The organism is Methylobacterium jeotgali, assembly GCF_022179345.1.
Taxonomy (GTDB): domain Bacteria; phylum Pseudomonadota; class Alphaproteobacteria; order Rhizobiales; family Beijerinckiaceae; genus Methylobacterium; species Methylobacterium jeotgali.
In genome coordinates this window covers 47,187-72,937 of record NZ_BPQR01000030.1, presented here as the reverse complement: position 1 = coordinate 72,937, position 25,751 = coordinate 47,187, and the positions used below count along the sequence as shown (strand labels likewise).

Here is a 25,751-nt window from a genome sequence, read left to right as displayed (position 1 = left end):
GAGCGCTCAGCCGAACTGCTCGCGCAGGATGCGCTCGTCCAGGCTGTGGCCGGGATCGTGCAGGACCACGAGGTCCGTATGCTGGTCGAGCGATGCCTCGACCCAGCGCACCCGGCGAAACTCGGTATGGTCGGCCACCGCCGCCACCGGGCGATGGTCCGGGTCGATCACCTCGACGCGGATGCGGGCGTGGCTCGGCAGCAGGGCGCCGCGCCAGCGCCGCGGGCGGAAGGCGGAGATCGGGGTGAGCGCCAGGAGTTGCGCGTCGAGCGGCAGGATCGGCCCGCCGACGGAGAGGTTGTAGGCGGTGGAGCCGGCCGGCGTCGCGAGCAGGATGCCGTCGGCGATCAGCTCGGGCAGGCGCTCCTGCCCGTCCACCAGGATGCGCAGCCGCGCCGTCTGGTGGATCTGGCGCAGCATGTAGACCTCGTTGATGGCCTGCGCCTTGTGGACCGTGCCCTCGATGTCCTCCGCGTCCATGCGGAGCGGATGCACGACGCTGCGCTGGGCGCTCTCCAGGCGCTCGAGGAGCCCGTCCTCCCGGAACTCGTTCATCAGGAAGCCGACGGTGCCGCGGTTCATGCCGTAGATCGGCTTCGAGCCGTCGATGAAGCGGTGCAGGGCCTGGAGCATGAGGCCGTCGCCGCCGAGCGCCACCACCACGTCGGCGTCCTCGGGAGAGACGTTGTCGTAGCGGGCCATCAGCTGCGCCGCCGCCTGGCGGGACTCCGGGTTGGGGCTCGCGATGAAGGCGATCCGTTCGAAGCGCCGCGCCATGCTGGTCCGCCGTCCCGTGCCGTTGACGCGGACGATCCGCGCGGCTCTCACTGCCGGCGGGCTCCGAGCCCGCGGCGGAGGACAGCCATAGCATGGAGCGCGTGCGTCTCGTCTACACGACCTTTCCCGACGCGGAGACGGCGCTCGCCGTCGGCGAGGCCCTGGTGCGGGCGCGGCTCGCGGCCTGCGTGAACGTGCTGCCGGGAATGCGCTCGGTCTACGCGTGGAAGGGCGCGGTGGAGAAGGCGGAGGAGGTCGTCGCCATCCTCAAGAGCCGCGAATCGCTCTCCGGCCCCCTCGCGGCGGCCCTCAAGGCGCGCCACCCCTACGAGACGCCGATCATCCTGCATCTGCCCGTCGCCGAGGCCGACCCGGATACGGAGGCCTGGATCAGGGCGGAGACCGGCGGTTGAGGCGAGGGATCAGGCCGGCGCCCCCCACTGCACCGGCACCAGCTCGTAGCCCTTCGCGCCGCCTTGGCCAGCGCGGGCGATGTGGCCGGTGGCGGGGAAGGGGGCGTGGTAGAAAGCGACCTGGAGGCGCTCGGCCGCAGCCCGGTCGAGGAGGCGGTGGCGGGTCTCGCGGGCCCGGTCCGCGTCCATGTCGAAGATCGCCGACCAGTCGGGGTTGCGCACGAACAGCGCCGGGTGGTTCGTCACGTCGGCCATCAGCAGCAGCCGCGCGGCGCCGCCGTCGAGGAGGAAGACCGTGTGTCCCGGCGTATGGCCGGGAGCCGCGAGCGCCGTGAGGCCGGGACGGATCTCCTTGTCCCAGGCGTAGCGCTCCGTGCGCGGCCCGCCCTCGCCGAAGATGCGCTTCACGGCGGCGAAGTTCGGGCGAAGGCGCTCCGGCGCGCGGGAGGCCTCGCCCTCGTCGGTCCAGTAGGCCCACTCGGCTTCCGGCACGAGCACCTCGGCGTTCGGGTAGACGAGGCGCCCGTCCTTGAAGCGCAGACCCAGCACGTGGTCCATATGGAAGTGGCTCATCACCACCGTGTCGAAGGCGGCGGGCTCGACGCCGGCCGCCGCGAGCGCCTTCAGGGTCCCGCCGGTGCCGGGCGGGCCATTGTCGGCGAAGCCCGTGTCCACGAGGATGCGCTGGCCGGCGCGCTCGATCAGGAGCGTCGTGAAGGTGATGTCGAGCCGGCCCGGATTGAGGAAGGCCGCCTCCATCGCCGCGCGCACCGCGGCGGGGTCGGCGTTCGTGACGAAGCCGGGGTCCAGCGGCCGCCCCAGCGTGCCCTCGTGCAGCGCCGTCACAACCGCCTCGCCGACCCGGTAGCGGTAGACGCCCGGTAGAACCGGCTCCGGCGTCGAGGCCGCGACGGCACCGCCTCCGGTTCCGGCCGCCGCGAGAAGCATCGGCGTGCCCGCGAGCAGGGTGCGGCGGTCGATGGTCATGGCAGGCTCCGGTCTCGGACGATCCGGCGAGGGAGCTACCGCGAGACCGGCTGCCTTCAAGGGCCTGCGAGCCTGTCCCGGCCGGCGACCCGGTGCAGGGCAATGGCCGCCGCGGTCGCGACGTTGAGGGAATCGAAGCCCGGAGCCATCGCGATGCGCAAGCCCCGCATCCGGGCGAGCAGGTGCTCCGGCAGGCCCGGCCCCTCGCTGCCGACGAGGAGCAGCGTCCGGCGCGGCGGCACCAGGGTCGACACCTCCTCGGTGCCGGCGGGCGAGAGGGCGAGCGGTTCGAGATTGAGCCCGGCCGCGACCGCCACCCAGTCGCTCCCGGAGGCGAGACGCGCGAAGGGCACGGTGAGCGCCGCGCCCGCCGAGACGCGGATCGCCTTGCGGTAGAGCGGGTCGCAGCTCTCGGCGTCGAGAAGCACCGCGTCGGCGCCGAAGGCGGCGGCGTTGCGGAACAGGCCGCCGACATTGTCGTGGTTGGTCAGCCCGGCGAGCCCAAGGACCAGCGCCGACCGTGGGGAGGGCGGGACGAGCGGGGAGGCGTCCGGCTCCTCGCCGCGCAGGCCAATGGCGAGCACCCCGCGATGGATCGGGAAGCCCGTCACCGCGCTCATCACCGGCTTGCCCGCCACGTAGACCGGCGCCCCGAGCCCCGCCAGCGCCTCGGCGAGGCCGGGCAGGCGCTCGGGGGCAAGCAGCACCGACTCGATCCGGAAGCGGGCGGCGGGCGACAGCATCAGCCGCAGCGCCACCTCGCCCTCGACCACGAAGCGCCCGGCCCGACCGACGAGGTCGCGCTCGCGCATCGCCGCGTAGGGAGCGAGCCGCGGGTCGGCCGGGTCCTCCAGGACAATCGCCGGGACGGCTCCGCTCACGCGCTCGGGCGCCCGCCCATGCGGGCGGCCAGGGGATCGGCCTCCTCCTTGCGGGGCACCTTCACCAGGGCCTCGCCGTCGAGCACGGTCTCGCCGCCGACCGAGCAGGTGCAGGTCAGCCGGGCCCGGCGCCGCTCGGGCACGAGCTCGGCCACCGTCACGGTGACGTCGACGGTGTCGCCGATGCGCACGGGCGCCCGGAAGTTCAGGGTCTGGCTGATGTAGACCGCGCCCGGTCCCGGCAGCCGCGTGCCGAGCACCGCCGAGATCAGCCCCGCGGTGTAGAGGCCGTGGGCGATGCGGGTGCCGAAGGGCGTGCGCGCCGCGAAGTGCTCGGAGAGGTGGATCGGGTTGCGGTCGCCGGTGATCTCGGCGAAGCCGACCACGTCGGAGGAGGCGATCACCTTCGACAGCGTCTCCGAGAGGCCGACCTCGAGGTCCTCGAAATACAGAACACGTAATTCCGGCAACATCTTCCGCCTCCCGAGACCGCCGCGCGGGCGGTCGTCACTCTGCCGTGCCGGCCTTGCACAGCCGAGGGCACGAATCCAGCCCGACGAAGGCGGCAGGCCCTCGACAGGCGGGCGGGAAGCGGGCAAGCGCGGCTCGGCACGCGCGAGCGACGACGGACATGACAGAGACCGCCCCGGCTTCGCCCCACACCCCGCCCCTGCGCCCCGTCGTGCTGCGGGTGGCGGGGCTCAACCTCGCCTATTTCGGCGTCGAGATCGTCGTGGCGCTGGCCATCGGCTCCGTGGCGCTCATCGCCGACAGCATGGATTTCCTCGAGGACGCGGCGCTGAACCTGCTGATCTTCGCGGGCCTCGGCTGGAGCCTGCGCAACCGCGCCCGGCTCGGCACGGTGATGGCGGCGATCCTGCTGGTGCCGGCTCTGGCAGGCGCCATCGCAGCCTGGCAGAAGTTCCACGCCTTCACGCCGCCCGATCCGGTGCCGCTGACGCTCGCCGGCCTCGGCGCGCTCGCGGTGAACCTAGCCTGCGCCGCGATGCTCGCCCGCCACCGGGACGGCGCCGGGAGCCTGACCAAGGCGGCCTGGCTCTCGGCCCGCAACGACGCCTTCGCCAACCTCGCCATCATCGCCGCGGGCCTCGTCACCGCGCTCTACCCTTCGCCCTGGCCGGACCTCGCGGCGGCGGCGCTGGTGGCCGTGATCAACGCCGATTCGGCCGGCGACATCCTGCGCGCGGCAAGAGCCGAGCGAAGGGCCGAGCGGCGCGGGGCGAACGAGGCTGCCTGACGACGAGCCCATGCGCATCCTGCCGATCTCAGACCTGCATCTCGAAAGGCGGCTCCCCGGCGCCATCCCGCGCTCGGAGGCGGCCTTCGACGTGCTCGCCTGCCCCGGCGACCTGCACGAGGGCAGACCCGAGGCCGGGCTCGCCGCGCTCCTCGATCTGGCGGGGGGGCGGCCGATCGTGCTGGTGCCGGGCAACCACGAGCACTACGCCCCGACCGGCGACCCGCGCACCGCGCCGCAGCTCATCGCCGCGCTGGAGGCCGAGGTCGCCCGGCTGAACGGGGAGGGCGCGCGCATCCATCTCCTCCAGGATGGCGCCGCCTGCGTCATCGGCGGCGTGCGCTTCCTCGGGACGACGCTGTGGAGCGACTGGTCGCTCGCCGGCCGCTGGCTGACCCTGGACACGCCCGACCGTCCCGAGGACCCGGCCGCCTACGCCGCCGCGCGGATGACCGACCCGGTGACGGGCTCGCGGGAGTATCGCGGTTCGATCCGGAAGGGCGACGGCAGCCCCTGGCAGCCCGCCGACGCGATGGCCGAGCACGCCCGCCAGCGGGCGCTCCTCCTCGACGCGCTCGCCGTCCCCCATGACGGCCCGACCGTCGTCGTCACGCACCACCCGGCGAGCCCGCTCGCGGCAGACGCCTTTCGCGATGCGCCCGGCGTGCCCTGGTGGGTGCCGGCCTTCTACGCGACCACGCTACTCGACGACCTGCCCGACGAGCGGCGCCCGGAGGTCTGGCTCTCCGGCCATTTCCACGCCCCGCACGACATCCGGATCGGCCGCTGCCGCTGGGTGGCGAACCCGGTCGAGGGCGGAAACTTCTCGCCGGACAGGATCGTAGAGGTCTGAAGCCTGCGCCCGACCGGAGGGCAGCCTGAGGAGAACGCCCGTGAACGCCTTCATCGCCGTCGTCCTCGTCTGCGCCAACAGCGTCCCGCAGGAGGCCTGCACCGACGAGCGGGCGAGCGAGGTCCGCAAGGTGCGCGTGGCCAACGAGCTCGGCTGCACCAGCGGCTGGCAGGAGATCATCGCCCGCACGGATCTCCGCGACGAGATCGGCAAGACCAGCTACCTCAAGACCGAGTGCCGCCGGGTGAAGGGCGCTGATTAGCCCTCAGCGGTCGTACTTGATGTAGGCGAATCGCGCGTCCGTCGGCGTGCCCTCCAGGCCCTTGCCCTCGGTGCCAGGCTGCCAGCCCACCACCTCCTCGATCTTGCCGGCCAGCGCGAAGTCCTTGTTGGTGATGCCCTTGGCGGCGTGGTTCATCAGCCGCACCTCGACCCAGGCGTAGGAGGCGGTGATGTCGGGGTGGTGCCAGGCGGCCTCTGCGAGGTGGCCGACGGTGTTGATCACCATCAGCGTGCCCTTCCAGCCACTGGTCTTGTAGGTGCGGCGGATCCAGCCGTCCTCGTAGCGCCACTGCGGCAGCTCAGCCTTCAGCCGGGCCTCGATCGCCGCCTCGTCCAGGGTCGCCTCGCGCCGTTCCGTCATCGCCGTCTCCTCCCGTATCGCGAAAACCCTGCGACGGCGCCGGCCGCCGCGCAAGCATGCCGCAGGGCCCGCCGCCCCGGTGGACGGGGCCCATGCGACACCGTAAGAACCGGTTAAGAGACGAGCCGCGCGAGGAGCGCGGACGGCTCATTCCAGGGGAGGCGGGCAGCATGCTGTCACGGCGCGGGTTGCTGGCGGCCGCGGCCACCCTGTCCCTGTCGCCGATCCCGGCGCGCGCCGAGCCCGCCCTCCGCGTCGGCGTGCTGCCTTTCGGCACCGCCGCCTGGGAGGCGGCTGTCATCAAGGCCCGCGGCCTCGACGCCGCCAACGGCTTCCGCCTGGAGACGGTGAAGCTCGCCGGGAACGACGCGGCGCGCATCTCCTTCCAAGGCGGCCAGGTCGACACAATCGTCGGCGACCTGATCTGGGCCTCGCGGCTGAGGAACGAGGGCCGCGACGTGCGGTTCGTGCCCTACTCCTCCACCGAGGGGGCGCTGATGGTGCCGGCCGACAGCCCCGTGAAGGGGCTCGCGGACCTCGCCGGAAAGCGCCTCGGCGTCGCCGGCGGAGCGCTCGACAAGAACTGGGTCCTGCTCCGCGCCCAGGCCCGCGAGGCCGGCCGGCTCGATCTCGAGAGCGCCGCGCAGCTCGCCTACGGCGCGCCCCCGCTCATCATGCAGAAGCTTGAGGCGGGAGAGCTCGACGCCGCGCTCCTCTACTGGACCTACTGCGCACGGCTCGAGGCCAAGGGCTTCCGCCGCGTGGTGAGCGCCGACGACATCATGCGCGCCTTCGGCGCCAAGGGGTCCGTGGCGCTGATCGGCTACCTGTTCGACGGCGCTGCGTTGCGCGACAGGCCGGAGGCGGTGCGCGGCTTCGCGGCGGCCTCCATGGCCGCCAAGCAGATCCTCGCCACGGAGCCCGCCGCCTGGGAGATCGTGCGCCCGCTGATGGCGGCCGAGGACGAGCCGACCTTCGAGGCGCTGAAGCGCAACTTCCTCGCCGGCATCCCCCGGCGCCCCATCGCCGAGGAGCGGGCCGACGCCGTGGCGATCTACGCCGCGCTCGCCCGTCTCGGCGGCGAGCGCCTCGTCGGCGAGGGGAAGGCGCTGCCGCAGGGCCTCTACCTCGACGGCCTCCGGGATGGCTGAAGCCCGGCGTCGGGTTCGTCCGGGGGCGGCCGCCTTCGCCGCGCGTCTCGCCTCCCTCGCGATCCTGATCGGTCTCTGGCAGCTCGCGGCGAGCCTCGCCGACACGCGCACCCTGCCGGGGCCGCTCGCGGTCGCCGCCTTCATCGGCCGCGAGATCGAGAGCGGCGGGATGCTGACCAACATCGGCGTCACCCTGACGCGGGTGGCGGTGTCCTTCGTCATCGCCATGACGCTGGGGGTGCTGCTCGGCGTGGCGCTGGGGCGCTCCAGGCTCGCCGATCGCATGCTCGACACGCCGCTCCTCGTGATCCTGAACACGCCGGCGCTGGTCATCACCGTGCTCGCCTATGTCTGGCTCGGCCTGACCGAGACGGCGGCGATCGTCGCGGTCGCCCTCAACAAGCTGCCGAACGTCGCCGTGATCATGCGCGAGGGCGCCCGCTCCATCGATCCGGGTCTGGAGGAGATGGCGCGCACCTACCGGATGGACCGGCGCACCTGGGCCGCCCACGTGCTGGTGCCGCAGCTCCAGCCCTTCGCGGTGGCGGCCGCCCGCTCGGGGATCTCGCTCGCCTGGAAGATCGTGCTCGTGGTCGAGCTGATCGGCCGTCCGAACGGCGTGGGCTTCGCCATCAACTACTACTTCCAGCTCTTCGACGTGACCGCCGTCATCGGCTACAGCGTCGCCTTCATGAGCGTGATGCTCGCCATCGACACCCTGATCCTCCAGCCCATCGACGCCCATGTCCGCCGCTGGCGCTGACACCGCACCGGTCCTGCGGGTCGCGATCGCCCGCAAGGTCTACGGGGCCGGCGGGCCGGAGCCCGTGGAGGCGGTGCGGGAGCTGAGCTTCCAGGTGACGGCCGGCGAGATCGTTTGCCTGATCGGTCCCTCGGGGGCGGGCAAGACCACGACGCTCCGCATCCTGCTCGGGCTCGACCGCGACTTCGAGGGCCGGATCGCGCCGGAGCCCGGCGGGGAGGGCGCCCGCCTCGGCATGGTCTTCCAGGAGCCGCGGCTGCTGCCCTGGCGCAGCATCGAACAGAACGTGCGCCTCGCCCTGCCGCGGGAGCGCCGGGGACGGGACCTCGACGACCTGTTCGAGAGCCTGGGCCTCGCGCCCTGGCGGGGGCGCTACCCCGGCGCCCTGTCGCTCGGGATGCAGCGGCGGGTCTCCCTCGCCCGGGCGCTCGCCGACGAGCCGCGGCTCCTCGTCCTCGACGAGCCCTTCGTCTCCCTCGACGACGCGGCGGCGGCGGGTCTGCGGGGCTTGGTGACCGGCGCCGTCGAGCGGTTCGGGACGAGCGTGCTCATGGTCACGCACAACGTCGCCGAGGCGATCGAGATCGCCGACCGGCTGCTGCTGCTCTCCGCCCGGCCGGCGCGCCTGATCGGGGAAGAGAGGCTCGCCGTGCCCCGCGCCCGCCGCGACCGGGCCTTCGTCGAGGCGACGCGGGCGGCGCTCGCCGCCCGCTACCCCGGCGTGGTCGCGGGGTAGGTCACTCGGCCTTGGCGGTGACGTCCAGGCGGTCGAGGACGGCGCCGGGGGAGGGCGCGGTGCCGAACTCGGCGATGCCGAGGCCCGCCGCGTCCTTGGTCCGCGCGCTGAGGCTGAGCCGGCCCGGCTTCGTCACGAACTGGCCGAGCGCGGCGCCGATGGCGCGGGCGGCGGGCGAGTTGCCGAGGATGACCGGCACGCCGAGCACGCTCGCGGTGACGTATTCCTGGCGCAGCTCCTCCGGCTTGAGGCTCAGCACCTTGGACTGGGCGGCGATGAAGCGGTCGAACAGGCCGCCGTCCTGCACCGTCAGGTCGAGGCTCTTGGCGGTGGCCGAGAGCATGGCGAGGCCGGAGACGGCGGGGTCCGTGTCGAACATCTCGGGGCCGATGCCGCCGATGGTGCCGGAGAGCCGCAGGCTGCCCATGTCGCGTCCGCTGAGCGAGACCTCGCGGACCGAGACCTCGCGCTTTCCCTCGTCCCAGGCGGTGTCGACCGTCGCGTCGAGGTCGAGATCGCCATAGCCGTAGGCGGCGAGCGAGCCGAGGCCGGGCACCTCGGAGACCGAGGCGGCGGGCAGGGTGATCCCCGACAGGCTGAGCCGGCTCGTGGTCGGAACCCCGTCGCGCATCGGCCCGAAGGTCATCGCCGCGCTGCGCATGCCGACGCGCATGATCTTGGCCGGCGGCTGCTGCGCCGCCGCGCCGCGCTCGGCGCCCTTCTCGCGGGCGGCACGCCGCACGGCATCCTCGACGGCGGCCGCGCGGCCCGGCGCGGGCTTGCCGCGGGGCTTGGCGGGCTCCTCGACGGGCAGGTCGAGGCTCGCATCCTCGATCGAGAGGGTACCCAGCACCGGGGCGGGCTTGGCGTCGGGCTTCGGCTCCGCGCCCGGCTTGCCCTCGGTGGAGAGTCGGCGCAAGGCCGCCGCGGTCGAGGCCGGGGAGAAGCCGGTGAGCGCCACCCGTCCCAGCCGGCCGCGGGTCGCGCCCTGCGAGAAGGAAAGGCCCTCGAGGCCGAAGCTCGCCCCCGCATCGGGGCTGCCGGGCTCCATGCGCGGCATCGAGGCACTCATGCGGGCGATCTCGAAGAGCAGCGGCTGCTCGGAAGCGTCCGGTCGCCCGGCGGTCCGGCCGGGGCGGATCTGGCTGAGCGCGAAGCCCCTGGCCTCGACGGCGCCGGCGAAGGCGCCCTCGATCAGGTCGGCGAGGATCGCGCCGGCCTTGGCCCGCTCGGCGTCGCCGATCCGGTCGGGATCGATCTCCGTCAGCCGGTCCACGGCGCCGCTCCAGCCGCCCGGGATCGGGCGGCCGCCGACGTCGCGCCCCTCCAGCCGGGCGAGGCGGGCGGTGGTGCCGGAACCGTCCGTGTAGATCACGTCGTCCACGGAGAAGGCGGAATAGACGATCTGCGCCGGCCCCAGGGCGGGCGCCGCCGCGCCCTTGGGATCGGCCGGCCGTTCGCCCGTACCGCCGTAGAGGCGGGCGAGGGCGGCGAGGTCGAGGTCGCGGGCCGCGATGCGGCCGTAGGTGCCGGTCCCCTCGGCGGGCGCGCCCGGAACGCCGGTCATGGCGATCGCGGCGCCCGCGGCGGCGAGCTCGGCGATGCGGCCGGCGCGCACGTCGCGGGCGGCGACGTCCCGGTAGACGACGCTCTGGCGGGCGCCGTCCTTCGGCGCGTGGACGAAGCGCAGCTCGGGGATGGTCAGGCTCGCGGCGTTGAGGCGGCCGAGGCGGGCGGCCCAGGGCTCGGGCGAGTCCGTCCTCAGGATCGCGGCGATCTCGTCCTTCGAGAGATGCGTGCCGCTCACCGTCAGGCGCGGCGCCTCCAGGCGCGTCGTCCCGAAGGCGAGCACCACGTCGCTCAGCGTCACGTCCTGGACGGCGGAGGCCGCCTCCTGCGCGGAGGCCGGCAGGGGCCGCGAGACGATGCCCGTCCCGGCGAGGAGGGCGAGCAGGCAGGCGGAGGCCAGAGCCGCCCGCGCCGGGTGGGCGCGGCCCGTCCGATGGATCATGTCGCGTGTCCGGATCAATCGCGGGCGCGGGGCCGCGTCCGCTGGCTCGTGGGAGGCGTTTGCGCGGGCCCATCCGTGGCGCAAACCGCCGCGCGATTCAATCGCGCCGGGGCCGCCCGGAAGTGCGGGGGTATCAAGTGCCGCGCCCCTGTCGTGCCTGCGCAACGGCCTCAGAGCGAGAAGGAGGTTCCGCAGCCGCAGGAGGAGGTCGCCTGCGGGTTCTCGATCTTGAAGGACTGGCCGATGAGGTCGTTGACGAAGTCGATGGTCGATCCGGCCATGTACTCCAGCGAGACCGGGTCGACGAGCACGGTCGCCCCGTCGCGCTCGATCGCGAGGTCGTCGTTCGCCCGGTCGCGGGCGATGTCGAAGGCGTAGGAGAAGCCCGAGCAGCCGCCGCCGTTGACGCTGATGCGCAGGCTGGAGCCCGGGGGCTCGGCGCCCATGATCTCGTTGATGCGCTTCGCCGCGCGGGGGGTGAGGACGATCTCGGCCATGGTGTCGCTTCGCCCGGAGAGGCTAAAGGGGAGGCGTGAGGTCCCGCCCGGCGATTGCCGGCCGGCGCCGGGCCACAAGATATGAGTGCGCGGCGCCCGCCGCAACGCGGTGGTGCGGGCGGCAGGCATTCGCCGGGAGAGCGCGGGCCGTGAGCCAGGACGAGAAGCGGGCGCCCCAGCCCGGCGAGCGCTGGCGGGCGCCCTACGCGACGGACCCCGCCGCGAGCCGGGGCCGGCTGATTCCGGAGCCGGGCTCGCCCACGCGAAGCCCCTTCCAGCGGGACCGGGACCGGATCATCCACTCGACCGCCTTCCGGCGCCTCAAGCACAAGACCCAGGTCTTCGTGCACCACGAGGGCGACCACTACCGCACCCGCCTGACGCACACGCTCGAGGTGAGCCAGATCGCGCGGGCGCTCGCCCGTGCGCTCGGCCTCGACGAGGATCTGGCGGAGGCGCTCGCCCTCTCGCACGACCTCGGCCACACCTGCTTCGGGCATACCGGCGAGGACGCCCTCGACGCCTGCATGGCGGACTTCGGCGGCTTCGACCACAACGCCCAGGCGCTGCGCATCGTGACCCGGCTGGAGCGGCGCTACGCCGGCTTCGACGGGCTCAACCTCGCCTGGGAGACGCTGGAGGGGCTCGTCAAGCACAACGGGCCGCTGCTGGGGCCGGGCGCCCATGGCGAGGACATCCCCGCCGCGATCCGCGAGTACGACGCGATCAACCCCCTCGACCTCGCCCGCTACGCCGGGCCGGAGGCGCAGGCGGCGGCGCTCGCCGACGACATCGCCTACGATTCCCACGATCTCGACGACGGCCTGCGCGCGGGCCTGTTCGAGCTCGCCGACCTCGCCGAGGTGCCCTTCCTCGCCGGCCTCCTCAACGAGATCGCGGCGCTTCATCCGGGGCTCGAGAGCTCGCGGGTCATCCACGAGCTGGCGCGGCGGGTCATCACCCGCTTCGTGGAGGACGTGATCGGCGAGAGCGGGCGGCGCCTCGCGGCCCTGGCGCCGCAGAGCGTCGAGGACATCCGCGGGGCGGCGGGGCCGGTCGTCGCCTTCTCGCCGGCCATGGCGGCGGCGGACGCCGACATCAAGCGCTTCCTGTTCGCGCGGATGTACCGCCATCCCGGCGTGATCGACGTGCGCCGCCGGGCGGCGCGGATCGTCGAGGACCTGTTCCGGGCCTTCAGGGCCGACCCGTCCCGGATGCCGGAGGAGTGGCGCGCCGGGCTCGAAGGGGCGTCCGAGCCCAAGGTCGCGCGGCGGGTGGCCGACTACATCGCCGGCATGACCGACACCTACGCGGCGCTCGCCCACCGGCGCCTCTACGCGGAGACGCCGGACCTGCACTGGACGCCGCCGAGCCGCGGCCTGCCCCTCGCCGAACCCTAACGGCGCGGCGAGGTCGTGGAGCCTCAGTAGCCCGAGCAGTCGAGGCCGTATCCGGCCGGCGCGTAGGCACCGTAGCCGCCATAGGAGCCATAGCCGTAGGCGGCGGGCGCGTAGCCGTACGAGGGCGCAGCGTAGCCGTAGGAGCCGTAGGTGGCGCCGTAGGTGGACGGCGCGTAGCCGTAGCCGCCGCCATAGCCGTAGCCCGTGCCGATGGCGCCGGCGGCGAGCCCGGCCCCGAGGCCGATCGCGGCGCCGGCCGCACCGTAGCCGAAGCTGCGGCGGTAGCCGTAGCCGCGAGACCCGTAGGCGGCGGAGCGATAGCCGTAGCCGCGGGCTCCGTAGGCCGCCCCGTAGGACCCGCCGCGGGCGTAGCCGTAGCCGCCGGGACGAGGGGCGGCGCGGCCGTATCCATAGCCGTAGCCAGTCGGGCGGACCGCGCCGTAGGCGCGGGGCCCGCCATAGCCGTATCCGGCACCGGAGCGCGCGGGGGCGTAGCCGTTATGGGCGTTGAGGTGGCGGGCTTCGGCGGGCAGCGCGACGAGGGCGGCGGCCAGCGTCGCGCCGGCAAGAACGAGGGTCTTCACGATCCGAAATCTCCGCCGCGCGGAAGGGCGCGTCTTCAGAGGTCAAGCCAGACCGCGCGGGGGCCCTTCAAGGGGTCAGTCTACGCATCGGTAGTCCGGATCGTGGAGACCGGCTCGAACGGCATCAGGCGCGCCGGGCATCCTTCGCGCCCGGTACGGCCTGCTGGAGCAGACGCCGGACGCGGAACGCCAGATGGTGTGGAAACCCGGGCACGGAGAGCGGCACGCGCGGATAGCCGTTGGCGCCCGATCTCGCGCGGGGGGCGGAGGCGACGCCGTCGGTGGCCGGCTCGGCCATCTCCTCGGCCCAGATCTGATGGTATCCCGCGCCGTCCGCGAACCAGTGCAGGCCCGATCCGACGGCGCGTCCGCTGACCGGGTAGGAGCAGGCCAGCCGGCCGGCCAAGTACCGGGCCGCGGCACCGCTCTCGATATCCTGGGCCAGGACACGCACGTCGTCTCCGGGTGCATTGTCAAGATCGCGGACGAGTATGGCGAAAGTCATCGTTGAACCCCTCCTCTCGGGCTTCATCTTCGATCTGGGATTGTAGAAGGCGCCTACCGTGGTTGTGGTTGCCTTGTTGTCGGAACAGGGTGAATCCGGTCCCGCCCCGTTCGCTTCAATTGCAGCCGATGCGTCCGCGCCTCGACGGCGGCCTCTGAGAGCGGAGGCGCCCGAAGCCGGCGGCGTCCGTGACTTGCCCCCGCCGCCTTGCTATGCGGCCGGCCTGTCCCGCGCGCTTCGTCCTCACGACCGCGCGCGGCCGCCAACGAGAACCGGCTCCATGAACATCTTCGCCCTCTTCGAGACCCGGGTCAGGGAGGCGGTGGAGGCCCTGATCGCCTCCGGCACGCTCCCTTCGGGGCTCGACCTCGGCCGCGTCGTGGTCGAGCCGCCCCGCGACCCGAGCCACGGCGATCTCGCAACGAACGCCGCCCTGGTGCTCGCCAAGGAGGCGAAGACCAACCCGAAGGCGCTCGGCGAGGCGTTGGCCGCCGAGCTGCGGGCCGACCCCCGCGTCGCGGAGGCGAGCGTCGCCGGCCCCGGCTTCATCAACCTGCGCCTCGTGCCGGAGGTGTTCCGGGACGTGGTGCGCGCCGCGCTCGGCGACCCGAAGGGCTTCGCGCGGACCGCGCCGGGGAGCCGGCCGGGCAAGGTCAATGTCGAGTACGTCTCGGCCAACCCCACCGGGCCGATGCATGTCGGCCATGGCCGCGGGGCCGTGTTCGGGGACGCGCTGGCGAACCTGCTGGCGGCGGCCGGCCGGGACGTGACCCGCGAGTACTACGTCAACGATGCCGGCGCGCAGGTCGACGTGCTCGCCCGCTCCGCCCATCTCCGCTACCGGGAGGCGCTCGGCGAGGAGGTCGGCCCCGTTCCGGAGGGGCTCTATCCCGGCGATTACCTCAAGCCGGTGGGCGCCAGGCTCGCCGAGGAGCACGGCCGCGCGCTTCTCGGCCGTCCGGAGCAGGAGTGGCTGCCGGTGGTGCGCGAGACCGCGATCGCCATGATGATGGACCTGATCCGGGGCGACCTCGCCGCGCTCGGCATCCACCACGACGTGTTTTTCTCCGAGCGCAGCCTGCACGGGGCGAACGGCGGCGCCGTCGCCGCGCTCCTCGACGACCTGCGGGGGCGCGGCCTCGTCTACGAGGGCCGGCTTCCGCCGCCGAAGGGCCAGTTGCCGGAGGACTGGGAGGACCGGGAGCAGACCCTGTTCCGCACGCTCGATTTCGGCGACGACACCGACCGGCCGCTCCTGAAGTCGGACGGCAGCTACACCTACTTCGCCTCGGACATCGCCTATCACCGCGACAAGTACCTGCGCGGCGCCACCGAGATGATCGACGTGCTCGGCGCCGACCACGGCGGCTATGTCAAGCGCATGCAGGCGGCGGTGAAGGCCGTGACAGGCGGCCAGGCCAGCCTCGACGTGAAGCTCTGCCAGCTCGTGCGGCTGCTGCGGAACGGCGAGCCGGTGAAGATGTCGAAGCGCGCCGGCGAGTTCGTGACGCTGCGCGACGTCATCGACGAGGTCGGCCGCGACGCGGTGCGCTTCATGATGCTCTACCGCAAGAACGACGCGACCCTGGATTTCGACCTCGCCAAGGTCGTCGAGCAGTCGAAGGACAACCCGGTCTTCTACGTCCAGTACGCCCATGCCCGCTGCCGCTCGGCCTTCCGGCAGGCGGCCGCGGCGATGCCGGACGAGGACTTTTCGCCCGCGAGCCTGCTGGCGGATGCCGACCTCTCGGTGCTCACCGACCCCGGCGAGATCGAGATCATGCGGCTCGTCGCGCAGATGCCCCGCGTCGTCGAGGCGGCGGCCGCGGCGCACGAGCCGCACCGCATCGCATTCCATCTGTACGAAACCGCAAGTTCCCTCCATGGTTTCTGGAACAAGGGCAAAGACTTGCCGCAATTACGGTTTGTTAATCCAACCGACCGAAAGTCCACACGGGCGAGGCTGGCCCTCGTCGAAGCGCTGACCGGCGTTCTCGCCTCGGGCCTCTCGATCCTGGGAGTGGCCGCGCCGGACGAGATGCGCTGAGCGTGATCAGGTCCCGCGTGGGGTAAAGGGTGCTGCGATGACGAACGCGACGCGAGCGACAGTCGATTTCGAAGCGTTCGCCCGCGAGCTTGCGCAGCCGCATCCCTCGCAGCAGCCCGACCTCACCGCGACCCGCGCCGCTCCGGCGGCCGCGGGCAAGGGCGACCCGCTCGCCGAGCTCGCCCGCATCGTCGGCCAGGACGATCCCTTCCGCGCCCTCCTCGAGGCCCGCGACGGCCGCCGGGACGCGGGGCAGGGCAGCGCCCATGGCGGCGGCCGCATCGAGCCGCGCTTCGAGGCGGCGCCGCAGCCGGCCCCGCACTACGCCCAGGCGCAGCCGACGCAGGCGCACCACGCCCAGGTCCATGCGGACACCCCGGCCGACGCCTTCGACCAGTATCTCGCCTCCGTCGAGCGGGACTACCCGCCCGAGCACGGCTACGCGCCGGCCGACGAGGCGCCCGAGGCGGAGCCCCAGGGGCGCCCCCTCAAGCGCGTCGCGCCGCGCCGCCGCCTGCTCTCCGTCGGCGCCGGCCTCGGCGTGCTGGTGCTCTGCGTGACCGGCGCGCTCACCTGGCGCGGCCTCCACTCGGGCCACACCGAGGGCGGCGTGCCGGTGATCAAGGCCGACACGGCCCCCCTCAAGATCGCGCCGAAGACCGCCGACGGCGTCGTGATCCCCGACCAGAACAAGCAGATCTACGAGCCCAAGGCCAAGGACGGCCAGATCCGCATCGTCAACCGCGAGGAGCAGCCGCTCGACGTGGCCCAGGCGGCCCGCTCGTCCGGAGGCGAGTCGTCCGCGACCACGCCGGGCGCCGGCCAGGGCGGCTTCGGCGAGGCCTTCGGGGAGCCGCGCCGGGTGCGCACCGTCTCGGTCAAGCCCGATACCCCGGCCCCGCCGCGGGAGCAGGCGGAGACGCAGACCCCCTCCGTCATCCCGACCATGACCCTGCCCGAGCCTGCCGGCGCGGCGCCGAAGCCCCGTCCGGTCCGCCAGGCCGCGGCGATGCCCGCCCCGGTGCCGACCCCGACCGAGCCCGCCCCTGCCGCCGAGGCGACCCCGGTGCCGCCCCCCGCCCCGAGCCGGCCGAAGGCGCCGCAGCGTGTCGCGGCCGTGGCGCCCGAGGCCACCGCCCCCGTGGAGGCGCCCGCCACCACCGCGGCGACCTCGGCGAGCACCGCCCCCGTCGGCGGCTTCTCGGTGCAGCTCGGCGTCCGCAACAGCCAGGGCGACGCCCAGGCCGCCTTCAGGCAGATGCAGGCGAAGTATACGCAGCTCGCCGGCAAGCCCGCCCTGATCCGCGAGGCCGAGGTCAACGGCAAGACCATCTTCCGCGTCCGCGTCGGGCCGCTGGAGAAGGCCGAGGCGACGAGCCTCTGCGCCCAGTTGCAGGGCCAGGGCGGCCAGTGCTTCGTCGCCAAGAACTGACGGGCCATCGGTCGTGACCGTGACCGGAGGACGCCGATGACCGTCTCCGCCCTGATCCTCGGCTGCTCCGGCAGGAGCCTGACGGCCGAGGAGACCGCCTTCTTCCGCGCCGTGAAGCCCTGGGGCTTCATCCTGTTCCGCCGCAACATCGGCACGCCGGACGAGGTCCGCGCCCTGACCGCGGCGCTTCGCGACACGGTCGGGCGCGCGGATGCGCCGGTCCTCGTCGATCAGGAGGGCGGCCGGGTGCAGCGGATGGGCCCGCCGCACTGGCCGGTCTACCCGCCGGGGGGCCGCTTCGCCGGGTTCGGCCGCGAGGCCGCCGCCATGGCCCGCCTCGGCGCGCGGCTGATGGCCCACGACCTCGCCGAGGTCGGCATCAACGTCGACTGCGCCCCCGTCCTCGACGTGCCCTCCGAGGGCTCCCACGACATCATCGGCGACCGGGCCTACGGCCGCGAGCCCGACGCGGTGGCCGAGATCGGTCGCGCGGTGGCCGAGGGGCTGATGGAGGGCGGCGTCCTGCCCGTCGTCAAGCACATGCCCGGCCACGGCCGCGCCGCGTGCGACAGCCACAAGGATCTGCCCGTCGTCGACGCGCCCCGCGACGCCCTGGAGGCGCGGGACTTCCGCCCCTTCCGGGCCCTCGCCGACCTGCCGCTGGCGATGAGCGCGCATGTCGTGTTCACGGCGATCGATCCGGAGCGTCCGGCGACCCAGTCGGCGACGGTGATCCGCGAGATCGTGCGCGGCGCCATCGGCTTCGACGGTCTCCTGATGACCGACGACCTCTCGATGCACGCCCTGACCGGACCGTTCCGGGCCCGCACGGAGGCCGCCTTCCGGGCCGGCATCGACGTGGCGCTCCATTGCAACGGCGAGCGCGCCGAGATGGAGGCGGTGGCCGAGGGCGCGCCCGCGCTCGCCGGCGAGAGCCTGCGGCGGGCCGAGCGGGCGCTGGCGCTCCTCGCGACGCGGGCGAAGGGGTTCGACGTCGCGCAGGCCCGCGCCCGGTTCGAGGCGGGACTTTCCGCCGCGGCCTGAGCCGCCCTACGCAGAATGGCTTAAAGGCGCGGGGTGACAGAGGCGGGATGGCGCGGCCGCCTCCGCTTGTGTTCATGCGCGCCCGTCCCTAGGTTCCCCGGACCCTTTTATGGACGACGGCCCCGTGAGAGGAGCGCCGAGCCGACGCGCTCAGGCCTCCGGGACGTCAGGAGAATTCGTCATGGGTACCTGGGGTATCGGGCACTGGATCGTCGTCGCGGTCGTGGTGATGCTGCTGTTCGGCCGCGGCAAGATCTCCGAGCTGATGGGCGATGCCGCCAAGGGCATCAAGGCCTTCAAGAAGGGCATGGCCGAGGACGACACGCCGCCGGCGCGCCCGGCGGCGAGCGAGCCGGTCCGCACCATCCCGCACGCCGAGACCGCGCCGGGCACCGCGATCCCCGCGAGCCACGTCGCCCCGCAGCCGCAGGGCGCCGACAAGCCGGTCTGAGGGCGGGGTTCTCCCACGCCCGCGATGGTGTAAGGCGGGGCAGGGGGCCTGGAGCGGGCCGCCCGATCTCCGAGCACGGCGAGGCCGTCGAAGACCATGCTGGACATGAGCTGGGGCGAGGTGATGCTGATCGGCGGCGTCGCCCTCATCGTCATCGGGCCGAAGGACCTGCCCAAGGCCCTGCGCACCATGGGCCAGGTGACGGGCAAGCTGCGGCGCATGGCCGGCGAGTTCCGCGTCCAGTTCGACGAGGCGGTCCGCGAGGCCGACCTTGAGGAGGTCCGCAAGGAGGTGGACGGCCTGCGCCGCACGACCTCCAGCGCCGCCTCCGGCTTCAATCCGGTCCAGACCATCCGCGACGAGCTGAAGGGCGCCGTCGAGGCCCGCCAGGCCCCGCCGGCCGCCGCTGCGCCGGAGCCTTCCGCGTCCTCGATCCTGGCCGAGGCGGACGCGACGCCCGCCGATCCGCCGCCCGCCCCGGCGCCCCGCCGCAGCCTCGCCGACGCGATGGCCGGGCTGAAGGCGCAGGAGGCCGCATCCGGCGGCCGCTACGACATCCCGAGGCCGGGTCCCGGTACGGCCGTCGCCCCCACGGACGCCTGAGAGATGCCCGCAGTGGACGAGGCCGACGAGGCCGACATCGAGGCCTCGCGCGCGCCGCTGATCGAGCATCTGATCGAGCTGCGCTCCCGGCTGATCAAGTCGCTCATCGCCTTCCTGGCGATGTTCTTCGCGTGCTTCTTCTTCTCGCGGCCGATCTACAACATCCTCGTCCACCCCTACGTCTCGGTGGTGGGCGCCCAGAACGCCGAGCTGATCGCCACGCACTTCCTCGAGCAGGTGTTCACGAACATCAAGCTCAGCGCCTTCGGGGCGGGCTTCCTCGCCTTTCCGGTGATCGCGACGCAGCTCTACGCCTTCGTGGCGCCGGGGCTCTACCGCAACGAGCGGCAGGCCTTCCTGCCCTACCTCATCGCCACGCCGGTGTTCTTCTTGCTGGGCGCGCTCGTCGTCTACTTCCTGGCGATGCCGCTGCTGATCCAGTTCTCAGTCTCGCTCCAGCAGATCGGGCAGCCGGGCGAGGCCACCATCAAGCTCCTGCCGAAGGTGGACGAGTACCTCTCGCTCATCATGGCGCTGATCTTCGCCTTCGGCCTCGCCTTCCAGATGCCGGTGATCCTGACGCTGCTCGGCCAGATCGGCATCATCGACGCGAAGTTCCTGCGGGAGAAGCGGCGCTACGCCATCGTCGCGGTCTTTGTGGTCGCCGCGGTGCTGACGCCGCCGGACGTGATCTCGCAGCTCGCGCTCGCCGTGCCCATGGTGCTCCTCTACGAGGCCTCGGTGTTCTCGGTGGCCCGCGTCGAGCGCCTGCGCGCCGCCCGCCGCGCCGCGATGGGGCTCGACCCCTAAGGGCGCGGCCTTGCCCGGCCCGGCCCGATGCGGCAAAGCGGACCGCCCGCCCCACCGAGCCGCCTCATGCACGACATCCGCGCCATCCGCGAGAACCCGGACGCCTTCGACCGCGACCTGAAGCGGCGCGGCCTCGACCCGCTGGCGGCGGAGCTGATCGCGCTCGACGACGCGCGCAAGGGCGCCGTCTCGGCGGCGCAGGCCAACCAGGAGCGCCGGAACGCGCTGGCCAAGGAGATCGGCGGCGCCAAGAAGGCCAGGGACGAGGCGCGGGCCGCCGAACTCATGGCCGAGGTCGCCCGCCTCAAGGACGAGGGCCCGACCCTGGAGGCCGCGCAAGCCGAGGCCGGCAAGGCCCTGGACGACCGTCTCGCCGCCATCCCGAACCGGCCGCTCGACAGCGTGCCCGAGGGCGCCGACGAGCACGGCAACGTGGAGTACCGCCGCTTCGAGCCGGCGACGCCGTGGCTCACCGGCGGCAAGCAGCATTTCGAGATCGGCGAGGCCTCCGGCCTCATGGATTTCGAGGCGGCCGCCAGGCTCTCCGGCTCCCGCTTCGTGGTGCTGAAGGGCGGGCTTGCCCGGCTGGAGCGGGCGCTCGGCCAGTTCATGCTCGACACCCACACGAGCGAGCACGGCTACACCGAGGTGGCGCCGCCGATCCTCGTGCGGGACGAGGCGATGTTCGGCACGGCGCAGTTGCCGAAATTTCGCGACGATCAGTTCGCGGCCGGCGACGGCTTCTGGCTCATCCCAACCGCAGAGGTCCCTCTCACCAACCTCGTCCGCGAGAGCATCCTCGCGGAGGACGAGCTGCCCCTGCGCTTCACGGCGCTCACGCCCTGCTTCCGCGCGGAGGCCGGGGCGGCGGGGCGGGACACGCGGGGGATGCTGCGCCAGCACCAGTTCAACAAGGTCGAGCTGGTCTCGATCACCGCGCCGGAGCGCTCGGCCGAGGAGCACGAGCGGATGCTCGACTGCGCCGAGACCGTTCTGAAGCGGCTGGAGCTGCCCTTCCGCACCATGACGCTCTGCACCGGCGACATGGGATTTGCATCGCAGAAGACCTACGACATCGAGGTCTGGATGCCGGGACAGAACACCTTCCGCGAGATCTCCTCCTGCTCCGTCTGCGGCGACTTCCAGGCGCGGCGCATGAACGCGCGCTACCGGGGCAAGGACGGCAAGCCCGCCTTCGTGCACACGCTCAACGGCTCCGGCGTCGCCGTCGGCCGGGCGCTGATCGCGGTGATGGAGAACTACCAGAACCCGGACGGCAGCGTCACGATCCCGACGGTGCTCCAGCCCTACATGGGCGGCCTGAACCGCATCGAGGGAGCCAAGCTCCAGGAAGGATCGCGCTGATGCGCATTCTCGTCACCAACGACGACGGCATCCACGCGCCGGGCCTCGCGACGCTCGAGGAGATCGCCCAAAAGCTCTCCGACGACGTCTGGACGGTGGCGCCGGAGAGCGACCAGTCCGGCGTCTCGCACTCGCTCTCCCTCAACGATCCGCTGCGCCTGCGCCAGATCTCGGAGAAGCGCTTCGCCGTGAAGGGCACGCCTTCCGACTGCGTGATCATGGGCGTGCGCCACATCCTCAAGGATCACGGGCCCGATCTGATCCTGTCCGGCGTCAACCGCGGGCAGAACGTCGCCGAGGACGTGACCTATTCCGGCACCATCGCCGGGGCGATGGAGGGCACCATCCTCGGGGTGCGCTCGATCGCGATGAGCCAGGCCTACGGGCCGGGCGGGCGCACCGGCATCAAGTGGGCCTGCGCGGCCCATCACGGGCCGGCCGTCGTGCGGCGCATCCTGGAGGTCGGGATCGAGCCCGGCATCCTCGTCAACGTCAACTTCCCGGACTGCGAGCCCGGCGCGGTCGCAGGCATCGCGGTCGCCGCGCAGGGGCAGCGCAACCAGGCGCTGCTCGCCATCGACGCCCGCACGGACGGGCGCGGCAACCCCTATTTCTGGCTCGCCTTCGCCAAGGCCCGCTTCGAGCCCGGCAACGGCAGCGATCTCAAGGCCATCGCCGAGAACCGCATCTCGATCACGCCGCTGCGCCTCGACCTCACCGACGAGCCGACGCTGACGCGATTCGCGCAGGCCTTCGCGGAGTAGCGACGCGGTCCTGGCCTTCACCACGGCCTACGTGCCAAGCTCTCCCGCGTGAGCGACGACGCCAGCATCGACGGTCCGGCCTCCTACGACGAGGCAGAGGAGGACGCCGCCTTCGTGCTGGCGCTGCGCGAGCGGGGCGTGCGCGACACCGGCGTGCTGCGCGCCATGGAGCGGGTGCCCCGCGCCCGCTTCGCGCCGCCCGACCATCGCGACCTCGCCCGCCGTGACATGGCCCTGCCGCTGCCTTGCGGGGCGACGATGACGGCGCCGACGCTGGTCGCGACCATGCTGGTGATGCTGGGCCCGGTCGCGGGCGCCCGCATCCTGGAGATCGGGACCGGGTCGGGCTACGTCGCGGCGCTGCTCGCAGGGCTCGGCGCGGCCCAGGTCGTGAGCCTGGAGCGCTATGCGGGCCTCGCCGCGCAGGCGGCGCGGGCGCTCGCCGAGGAGCCCTCCGTCCGGGTGATGCAGGGCGACGGCCTCGCGCCGCTCGGAGCGCGCCACGGCACGGACGGCTTCGAGCGCATCCTCGCCAACGGCGCCGTCGAGCGGGTGCCGCAGACCTGGCTCGACGCGCTGGCGCCGGGCGGGCGCCTCGTGGCGCCGCTCGCCACCCGCAGCAGCAGCCGGCTGATCCTGATCGAGCGGGGGGAGGGGGGAAGCTTCCGCGAGACCCTCGGGCCGCCGCTGCGGCTGCCGCCGCTGTTGCCGGGGCTGGCGCGGGTGCTGTGAAACGAAGCGGCCCCGCCACGAGGGGCGTGGCGGGGCCGGTCGGTCTCGTCGCGGCCGATACGCAACGCGGCTCGCGAGACCGGCACCCTCGCAGGAAGAGGTTAGCTTAGTCTTGCCGCGCGCACGACGACCGCAGGTCGAAACGGGACCGCGGCGCGGCCGCATCAGTCGATCCGGCGCGGAAACGGCGATCTCGAAAACGGTTGCTTAACCTGAATCCCGTTTGAATGGCGCATCAAGGTTGCGTCAGGCAAACGGGTGCGTCGATGCGGGTTCGCGGAGCTAATCGGGGCTTGAGGACGCTGTCGCGTCTCGCGCTCGTCGGGGTGATCGGCAGCGCCGCCGCGGCCTGCTCCTCGGACGCCTCGCGTCTGAGCGACCCCTTCACCAATCCGTTCGCGTCGAACGAGCCGGCCGCCACGGGCAGCCTGCCCGACGCGACGCCGCCCTCGGCGCCGCCGATCCGCACCGGGCGCATCCAGTCCGAGGCGCTGGCGGCGCCCGCGCAGGTGGCGATCTCGCCGCGCCCGGTCGCGAGCGCGCCGAGCCTGGCGAGCCCCGCCCCGGCGACCCGCGTCGCCTCCGTCGGGCAGGCCGGCTGGAGCGCGCAGGGCGGCACCACCATCACCGTCGGCCCCGGCGACAGCCTGAACCAGATCTCGACCCGCTTCGGCGTGCCGGGCTCGGCGATCCTCTCGGCCAACGGGCTGAGCAACGCCTCGCAGGTCACTGCCGGCCGGCAGATCGTGGTGCCCGTCTACAACGCCTCCGGCATGAACCCCGGCGGCATGTCCGCCCGCGCCGTGCCGGCCGCCCCGCAGGAGCGCATCCAGGCGACGAAGGACGCCGCGAAGAAGCAGGCCGAGGAGCGCCGGGTCGCCGACAAGGCCTCCGACGACAAGCGCGCCCAGGCCAAGGCCACCGAGGAGCGGCTTCGCAAGGAGGCCGCCCGCAAGGAGGAGCCCAAGGACGAGGGCAAGCGCCACGTCCGTCCGGGCCAGACCGCCAAGGCCGAGGCAAAGACCGAGACGAAGACCGTCAAGACCGAGTCGAAGCCCGATCCGAAGGCCGAGGCCGCCCGCAAGAAGGAGGAGGCCCGCCTCGCCGAGGCCAAGGCCGCCAAGGAGAGCGCCAAGGCGGACGCCGCCAAGAAGCTCGCCGAGGCCAAGGCCGCCAAGGAGAACGCCCAGAAGGCCGCCAAGGCCGAGGCGGAGACGAAGGCCGAGCCCGTGAAGGCGGCGGCCGCCGCTCCGGCCAAGCCCGCCGAGCCCGTGAGCACCGGCTCGGTCGCGGCCGCCTCCGACCAGTCCTTCCGCTGGCCCGCCAAGGGCCGGGTGATCTCGGGCTACGGCTCCTCGGGCAACGAGGGCATCAACATCGCCGTGCCCGAGGGCACGCCGGTGAAGGCCGCCGAGGAGGGCACCGTCGCCTATGCCGGCTCCGACGTGAAGGGCTACGGCAAGCTCGTGCTCGTGCGCCACTCGAACGGCTACGTCTCGGCCTACGCCCATAACGGCGAGATCGACGTGAAGCCCGGCGAGAAGGTCAAGCGCGGCCAGACCATCGCCAAGTCCGGCGCCACGGGCAACGTGACGTCGCCGCAGATCCACTTCGAGATCCGCAAGGGCGGCGCGCCCATCGACCCGATGAGCCAGCTCGCCAGCAACTGAGCGGCGAACCGGCGCGAGGCTTCGGACGGCGGCCCGGCGACGGGCCGCCGTTTCCGCGTTCAGGCGGCGGGCTTCGGGGTCTGGAGCGTGCCCTCGGGGCTCTGCTGGTCCACCGCCTCGGGCAGCAGCTTGGCGAGAAGCGCCAGGAAGTCGTCCGGCGGGATGCCGAGCCTCTGGGCGATGGCCTGCGCCTGCTCGGTGCCGAGCACCCGGCGCAGGTCCTCGGTGGTGATCGGCTGGTTGGGGCCGCGACCGAGCCAGGAGTTCACCTGCTGGCCGTAGCCCGACTGCTGGAGCTTGTTCAGCAGCCCCTGCACGCCGCCCGGCAGCGCCGCCTCCAGGATGCCCGGCAGGGCCGAGGCGACGATGCCGCCGACGCTGCCGCCGAGCGAGTTCTTGATGGTGTCGATCAGGCTCATCGGGCCCCTCCGCTCACGCCTAGGGGCAGGAAGGTTAGGGCCGAACGCGCGCGCGGCGAGGGGCGTCAGTCGAGCCGCTGCCCGAGGCGTCCGGCGAGGTCCTGGATGAACTGGAAGGCGGTGCGGCCCGAGCGCGAGCCGCGGGTCGTCGACCATTCCAGCGCCTCGGCCCGCAGCCGGTCGGCATCGACGGCGAGCCCGTAGCGGGCGACGTAGGCGCGGATCATGGCGAGATACTCGTCCTGGCTGCACTTGTGGAAGCCGAGCCAGAGGCCGAATCGGTCGGAGAGCGAGACCTTCTCCTCCACCGCCTCGCCGGGGTTGATCGCCGTGGAGCGCTCGTTCTCGACCATCTCGCGGGCGAGGAGATGCCGCCGGTTCGAGGTCGCGTAGAACAGCACGTTGTCCGGCCTTCCCTCGATGCCGCCGTCGAGCGCCGTCTTCAGCGACTTGTAGGAGGTGTCGTCGGCGTCGAACGAGAGGTCGTCGCAGAACACCACCCAGCGGTGCGGATCGGCCCGCAGCAGCGCCATCAGGTCGGGCAGCGCCTCGATGTCCTCGCGATGGATCTCGACGAGCTTCATCGGCCGCGCGCCCTCGGGCCTCGCGGCGTTGATCTCGGCGTGCACCGCCTTCACGAGCGAGGACTTGCCCATGCCCCGCGCGCCCCAGAGGAGCGCGTTGTTGGCCGGCAGGCCGGCGGCGAAGCGGGCGGTGTTCTCGGCGAGCGTATCGCGGTTGCGGTCGATGCCGGTGAGGAGCCCCATCTCGACGCGGGAGACCTTCGGGACCGGCACGAGCCGCCGCTCCGGCCCCCAGAGGAAGGCATCGGCGGCCTCGGTGTCCACGACGGGCTCCGGCCGGGGCGCCGCCCGCTCCAGGGCGGTGGCGATGCGCTCGAGGAGCGGAAGCAGGGTGGCCAGGGCCGGGTCGTTCGATGCCGTCATCGTCGCGT

The 25,751-nt window shown here is 73.0% G+C and carries 29 protein-coding genes; 18 read left to right on the top strand and 11 right to left on the bottom strand.

The window, feature by feature from the left end; translation table 11 throughout:
- Positions 1-6 precede the first annotated feature (6 nt).
- On the bottom strand, positions 7-777 hold the full coding sequence (locus MFF04_RS09285; protein ID WP_238275297.1) for an NAD kinase: 771 nt from the start codon (positions 775-777) through the stop codon (positions 7-9).
- A 92-nt stretch (positions 778-869) separates the two neighbouring features.
- Between MFF04_RS09285 and cutA the strand changes: the two genes are divergently transcribed.
- Positions 870-1,190, top strand: coding sequence for a divalent-cation tolerance protein CutA (gene cutA, locus MFF04_RS09280; protein ID WP_238275268.1), 321 nt, complete (start codon positions 870-872; stop codon positions 1,188-1,190).
- 9 nt (positions 1,191-1,199) lie between these two features.
- Here the strand turns inward: cutA and MFF04_RS09275 are convergent, their stop codons facing one another.
- From MFF04_RS09275 to croR, 3 genes are all read right to left on the bottom strand, one after another.
- On the bottom strand, positions 1,200-2,177 hold the full coding sequence (locus tag MFF04_RS09275; RefSeq protein WP_238275267.1) for an MBL fold metallo-hydrolase: 978 nt from the start codon (positions 2,175-2,177) through the stop codon (positions 1,200-1,202).
- 56 nt (positions 2,178-2,233) lie between these two features.
- Entirely contained in the window at positions 2,234-2,989 is a 756-nt protein-coding gene (locus MFF04_RS09270; protein ID WP_238275296.1) for a TrmH family RNA methyltransferase, read from the bottom strand.
- 65 nt (positions 2,990-3,054) lie between these two features.
- Positions 3,055-3,531, bottom strand: a complete 477-nt coding sequence (gene croR / locus MFF04_RS09265) for a 3-hydroxybutyryl-CoA dehydratase (RefSeq protein ID WP_238275266.1) — start codon at positions 3,529-3,531, stop codon at positions 3,055-3,057.
- A gap of 158 nt (positions 3,532-3,689) precedes the next feature.
- On the opposite strand from croR, the gene MFF04_RS09260 reads away from it, so the two are divergent.
- From MFF04_RS09260 to MFF04_RS09250, 3 genes are read left to right on the top strand one after another with little or no spacing between them, the layout of a single operon-like run.
- Complete coding sequence (locus MFF04_RS09260) at positions 3,690-4,316, top strand: cation efflux transmembrane domain-containing protein (RefSeq protein ID WP_238275265.1); 627 nt, start codon at positions 3,690-3,692, stop codon at positions 4,314-4,316.
- 10 nt (positions 4,317-4,326) lie between these two features.
- Positions 4,327-5,169 carry a metallophosphoesterase gene (locus tag MFF04_RS09255; protein WP_238275264.1) on the top strand — a complete coding sequence of 281 codons (843 nt, stop codon included), beginning with the start codon at positions 4,327-4,329 and terminating at the stop codon, positions 5,167-5,169.
- 40 nt (positions 5,170-5,209) lie between these two features.
- Positions 5,210-5,431, top strand: coding sequence for a hypothetical protein (locus MFF04_RS09250; protein ID WP_238275263.1), 222 nt, complete (start codon positions 5,210-5,212; stop codon positions 5,429-5,431).
- Between the two features lie 3 nt (positions 5,432-5,434).
- On the opposite strand, the gene MFF04_RS09245 is transcribed toward MFF04_RS09250, so the two are convergent.
- A complete protein-coding gene (locus MFF04_RS09245; RefSeq protein ID WP_238275262.1) occupies positions 5,435-5,812 on the bottom strand; it encodes a 4a-hydroxytetrahydrobiopterin dehydratase in 378 nt (125 codons plus the stop codon).
- A 170-nt stretch (positions 5,813-5,982) separates the two neighbouring features.
- Here MFF04_RS09245 and MFF04_RS09240 point away from each other — a divergent pair, with 170 nt between their 5' ends.
- The 3 genes from MFF04_RS09240 to MFF04_RS09230 are packed head-to-tail and all read left to right on the top strand — an operon-like array spanning position 5,983 to position 8,462.
- A complete protein-coding gene (locus MFF04_RS09240; RefSeq protein ID WP_238275261.1) occupies positions 5,983-6,963 on the top strand; it encodes an ABC transporter substrate-binding protein in 981 nt (326 codons plus the stop codon).
- The gene (locus MFF04_RS09235) at positions 6,956-7,726 is read left to right on the top strand and encodes an ABC transporter permease (RefSeq protein WP_238275260.1); all 771 of its coding nucleotides are present in this window, start codon (positions 6,956-6,958) and stop codon (positions 7,724-7,726) included. The genes MFF04_RS09240 and MFF04_RS09235 overlap by 8 nt, the downstream gene beginning before the upstream one ends.
- Positions 7,707-8,462, top strand: coding sequence for an ABC transporter ATP-binding protein (locus tag MFF04_RS09230; RefSeq protein ID WP_238275258.1), 756 nt, complete (start codon positions 7,707-7,709; stop codon positions 8,460-8,462). Before MFF04_RS09235 ends, MFF04_RS09230 begins: the two co-directional genes overlap by 20 nt.
- 1 nt (position 8,463) lies before the next feature.
- On the opposite strand, the gene MFF04_RS09225 is transcribed toward MFF04_RS09230, so the two are convergent.
- Together MFF04_RS09225 and MFF04_RS09220 are read right to left on the bottom strand one after the other, a co-directional pair.
- The gene (locus MFF04_RS09225) at positions 8,464-10,473 is read right to left on the bottom strand and encodes an aq_1923 C-terminal domain (RefSeq protein ID WP_238275256.1); all 2,010 of its coding nucleotides are present in this window, start codon (positions 10,471-10,473) and stop codon (positions 8,464-8,466) included.
- 170 nt (positions 10,474-10,643) lie between these two features.
- Positions 10,644-10,970, bottom strand: coding sequence for a HesB/IscA family protein (locus MFF04_RS09220; protein WP_238275254.1), 327 nt, complete (start codon positions 10,968-10,970; stop codon positions 10,644-10,646).
- A gap of 149 nt (positions 10,971-11,119) precedes the next feature.
- On the opposite strand from MFF04_RS09220, the gene MFF04_RS09215 reads away from it, so the two are divergent.
- Positions 11,120-12,370, top strand: a complete 1,251-nt coding sequence (locus tag MFF04_RS09215; protein WP_238275252.1) for a deoxyguanosinetriphosphate triphosphohydrolase — start codon at positions 11,120-11,122, stop codon at positions 12,368-12,370.
- Positions 12,371-12,393: 23 nt separating this feature from the next.
- Here MFF04_RS09215 and MFF04_RS09210 read toward each other — a convergent pair whose 3' ends face one another.
- Together MFF04_RS09210 and MFF04_RS09205 are read right to left on the bottom strand one after the other, a co-directional pair.
- Entirely contained in the window at positions 12,394-12,954 is a 561-nt protein-coding gene (locus MFF04_RS09210; RefSeq protein ID WP_238275250.1) for a hypothetical protein, read from the bottom strand.
- A 124-nt stretch (positions 12,955-13,078) separates the two neighbouring features.
- Positions 13,079-13,408: a hypothetical protein gene (locus MFF04_RS09205; RefSeq protein WP_238275248.1), complete on the bottom strand. Its 330-nt coding sequence runs from the start codon at positions 13,406-13,408 to the stop codon at positions 13,079-13,081.
- Positions 13,409-13,739: 331 nt separating this feature from the next.
- On the opposite strand from MFF04_RS09205, the gene argS reads away from it, so the two are divergent.
- From argS to MFF04_RS09155, 10 genes are all read left to right on the top strand, one after another.
- Positions 13,740-15,506, top strand: coding sequence for an arginine--tRNA ligase (gene argS, locus MFF04_RS09200; protein ID WP_238275246.1), 1,767 nt, complete (start codon positions 13,740-13,742; stop codon positions 15,504-15,506).
- A 37-nt stretch (positions 15,507-15,543) separates the two neighbouring features.
- A complete protein-coding gene (locus MFF04_RS09195; RefSeq protein ID WP_238275245.1) occupies positions 15,544-16,938 on the top strand; it encodes an SPOR domain-containing protein in 1,395 nt (464 codons plus the stop codon).
- Positions 16,939-16,974: 36 nt separating this feature from the next.
- Positions 16,975-17,982, top strand: coding sequence for a beta-N-acetylhexosaminidase (gene nagZ, locus MFF04_RS09190; RefSeq protein WP_238275244.1), 1,008 nt, complete (start codon positions 16,975-16,977; stop codon positions 17,980-17,982).
- Positions 17,983-18,163: 181 nt separating this feature from the next.
- Positions 18,164-18,433 carry a twin-arginine translocase TatA/TatE family subunit gene (locus MFF04_RS09185; RefSeq protein ID WP_238275243.1) on the top strand — a complete coding sequence of 90 codons (270 nt, stop codon included), beginning with the start codon at positions 18,164-18,166 and terminating at the stop codon, positions 18,431-18,433.
- Positions 18,434-18,529: 96 nt separating this feature from the next.
- Complete coding sequence (tatB, locus tag MFF04_RS09180; protein ID WP_238275242.1) at positions 18,530-19,036, top strand: Sec-independent protein translocase protein TatB; 507 nt, start codon at positions 18,530-18,532, stop codon at positions 19,034-19,036.
- 3 nt (positions 19,037-19,039) lie between these two features.
- Positions 19,040-19,846, top strand: a complete 807-nt coding sequence (tatC, locus tag MFF04_RS09175; RefSeq protein WP_238275241.1) for a twin-arginine translocase subunit TatC — start codon at positions 19,040-19,042, stop codon at positions 19,844-19,846.
- Between the two features lie 66 nt (positions 19,847-19,912).
- Entirely contained in the window at positions 19,913-21,211 is a 1,299-nt protein-coding gene (serS, locus tag MFF04_RS09170; protein ID WP_238275240.1) for a serine--tRNA ligase, read from the top strand.
- Positions 21,211-21,975 (top strand): 5'/3'-nucleotidase SurE, encoded by a 765-nt coding sequence (gene surE / locus MFF04_RS09165; protein ID WP_238275239.1) that lies wholly within the window; start codon positions 21,211-21,213, stop codon positions 21,973-21,975. Before serS ends, surE begins: the two co-directional genes overlap by 1 nt.
- Positions 21,976-22,023: 48 nt before the next feature.
- Positions 22,024-22,707: a protein-L-isoaspartate O-methyltransferase family protein gene (locus tag MFF04_RS09160; RefSeq protein WP_238275237.1), complete on the top strand. Its 684-nt coding sequence runs from the start codon at positions 22,024-22,026 to the stop codon at positions 22,705-22,707.
- Between the two features lie 266 nt (positions 22,708-22,973).
- On the top strand, positions 22,974-24,377 hold the full coding sequence (locus tag MFF04_RS09155) for a peptidoglycan DD-metalloendopeptidase family protein (RefSeq protein WP_238275235.1): 1,404 nt from the start codon (positions 22,974-22,976) through the stop codon (positions 24,375-24,377).
- A gap of 59 nt (positions 24,378-24,436) precedes the next feature.
- Here MFF04_RS09155 and MFF04_RS09150 read toward each other — a convergent pair whose 3' ends face one another.
- Together MFF04_RS09150 and MFF04_RS09145 are read right to left on the bottom strand one after the other, a co-directional pair.
- Positions 24,437-24,952, bottom strand: coding sequence for a YidB family protein (locus tag MFF04_RS09150; RefSeq protein ID WP_502692901.1), 516 nt, complete (start codon positions 24,950-24,952; stop codon positions 24,437-24,439).
- Entirely contained in the window at positions 24,862-25,743 is an 882-nt protein-coding gene (locus MFF04_RS09145; protein ID WP_238275232.1) for an ATP-binding protein, read from the bottom strand. The genes MFF04_RS09150 and MFF04_RS09145 overlap by 91 nt, the downstream gene beginning before the upstream one ends.
- Positions 25,744-25,751: the final 8 nt, after the last annotated feature.

What these genes read in the sequence shown, in the direction of transcription:
- MFF04_RS09260 (WP_238275265.1), top strand. Translation starts at nt 3,690, where the DNA reads ATGACAGAGACCGCCCCGGCTTCGCCCCACACCCCGCCCCTGCGCCCC.
- MFF04_RS09195 (WP_238275245.1), top strand. Translation starts at nt 15,544, where the DNA reads ATGACGAACGCGACGCGAGCGACAGTCGATTTCGAAGCGTTCGCCCGC.
- MFF04_RS09255 (WP_238275264.1), top strand. Translation starts at nt 4,327, where the DNA reads ATGCGCATCCTGCCGATCTCAGACCTGCATCTCGAAAGGCGGCTCCCC.
- tatB (WP_238275242.1), top strand. Translation starts at nt 18,530, where the DNA reads ATGCTGGACATGAGCTGGGGCGAGGTGATGCTGATCGGCGGCGTCGCC.
- surE (WP_238275239.1), top strand. Translation starts at nt 21,211, where the DNA reads ATGCGCATTCTCGTCACCAACGACGACGGCATCCACGCGCCGGGCCTC.
- MFF04_RS09235 (WP_238275260.1), top strand. Translation starts at nt 6,956, where the DNA reads ATGGCTGAAGCCCGGCGTCGGGTTCGTCCGGGGGCGGCCGCCTTCGCC.
- MFF04_RS09240 (WP_238275261.1), top strand. Translation starts at nt 5,983, where the DNA reads ATGCTGTCACGGCGCGGGTTGCTGGCGGCCGCGGCCACCCTGTCCCTG.
- cutA (WP_238275268.1), top strand. Translation starts at nt 870, where the DNA reads ATGGAGCGCGTGCGTCTCGTCTACACGACCTTTCCCGACGCGGAGACG.
- MFF04_RS09220 (WP_238275254.1), bottom strand. Translation starts at nt 10,970, where the DNA reads ATGGCCGAGATCGTCCTCACCCCCCGCGCGGCGAAGCGCATCAACGAG.
- MFF04_RS09245 (WP_238275262.1), bottom strand. Translation starts at nt 5,812, where the DNA reads ATGACGGAACGGCGCGAGGCGACCCTGGACGAGGCGGCGATCGAGGCC.
- MFF04_RS09270 (WP_238275296.1), bottom strand. Translation starts at nt 2,989, where the DNA reads ATGCGCGAGCGCGACCTCGTCGGTCGGGCCGGGCGCTTCGTGGTCGAG.
- serS (WP_238275240.1), top strand. Translation starts at nt 19,913, where the DNA reads ATGCACGACATCCGCGCCATCCGCGAGAACCCGGACGCCTTCGACCGC.
- argS (WP_238275246.1), top strand. Translation starts at nt 13,740, where the DNA reads ATGAACATCTTCGCCCTCTTCGAGACCCGGGTCAGGGAGGCGGTGGAG.
- nagZ (WP_238275244.1), top strand. Translation starts at nt 16,975, where the DNA reads ATGACCGTCTCCGCCCTGATCCTCGGCTGCTCCGGCAGGAGCCTGACG.
- MFF04_RS09275 (WP_238275267.1), bottom strand. Translation starts at nt 2,177, where the DNA reads ATGACCATCGACCGCCGCACCCTGCTCGCGGGCACGCCGATGCTTCTC.
- MFF04_RS09225 (WP_238275256.1), bottom strand. Translation starts at nt 10,473, where the DNA reads ATGATCCATCGGACGGGCCGCGCCCACCCGGCGCGGGCGGCTCTGGCC.
- MFF04_RS09230 (WP_238275258.1), top strand. Translation starts at nt 7,707, where the DNA reads ATGTCCGCCGCTGGCGCTGACACCGCACCGGTCCTGCGGGTCGCGATC.
- MFF04_RS09155 (WP_238275235.1), top strand. Translation starts at nt 22,974, where the DNA reads ATGCGGGTTCGCGGAGCTAATCGGGGCTTGAGGACGCTGTCGCGTCTC.
- croR (WP_238275266.1), bottom strand. Translation starts at nt 3,531, where the DNA reads ATGTTGCCGGAATTACGTGTTCTGTATTTCGAGGACCTCGAGGTCGGC.
- MFF04_RS09285 (WP_238275297.1), bottom strand. Translation starts at nt 777, where the DNA reads ATGGCGCGGCGCTTCGAACGGATCGCCTTCATCGCGAGCCCCAACCCG.
- MFF04_RS09145 (WP_238275232.1), bottom strand. Translation starts at nt 25,743, where the DNA reads ATGACGGCATCGAACGACCCGGCCCTGGCCACCCTGCTTCCGCTCCTC.
- tatC (WP_238275241.1), top strand. Translation starts at nt 19,040, where the DNA reads ATGCCCGCAGTGGACGAGGCCGACGAGGCCGACATCGAGGCCTCGCGC.
- MFF04_RS09185 (WP_238275243.1), top strand. Translation starts at nt 18,164, where the DNA reads ATGGGTACCTGGGGTATCGGGCACTGGATCGTCGTCGCGGTCGTGGTG.
- MFF04_RS09150 (WP_502692901.1), bottom strand. Translation starts at nt 24,952, where the DNA reads ATGGTCGACGACCCGCGGCTCGCGCTCGGGCCGCACCGCCTTCCAGTT.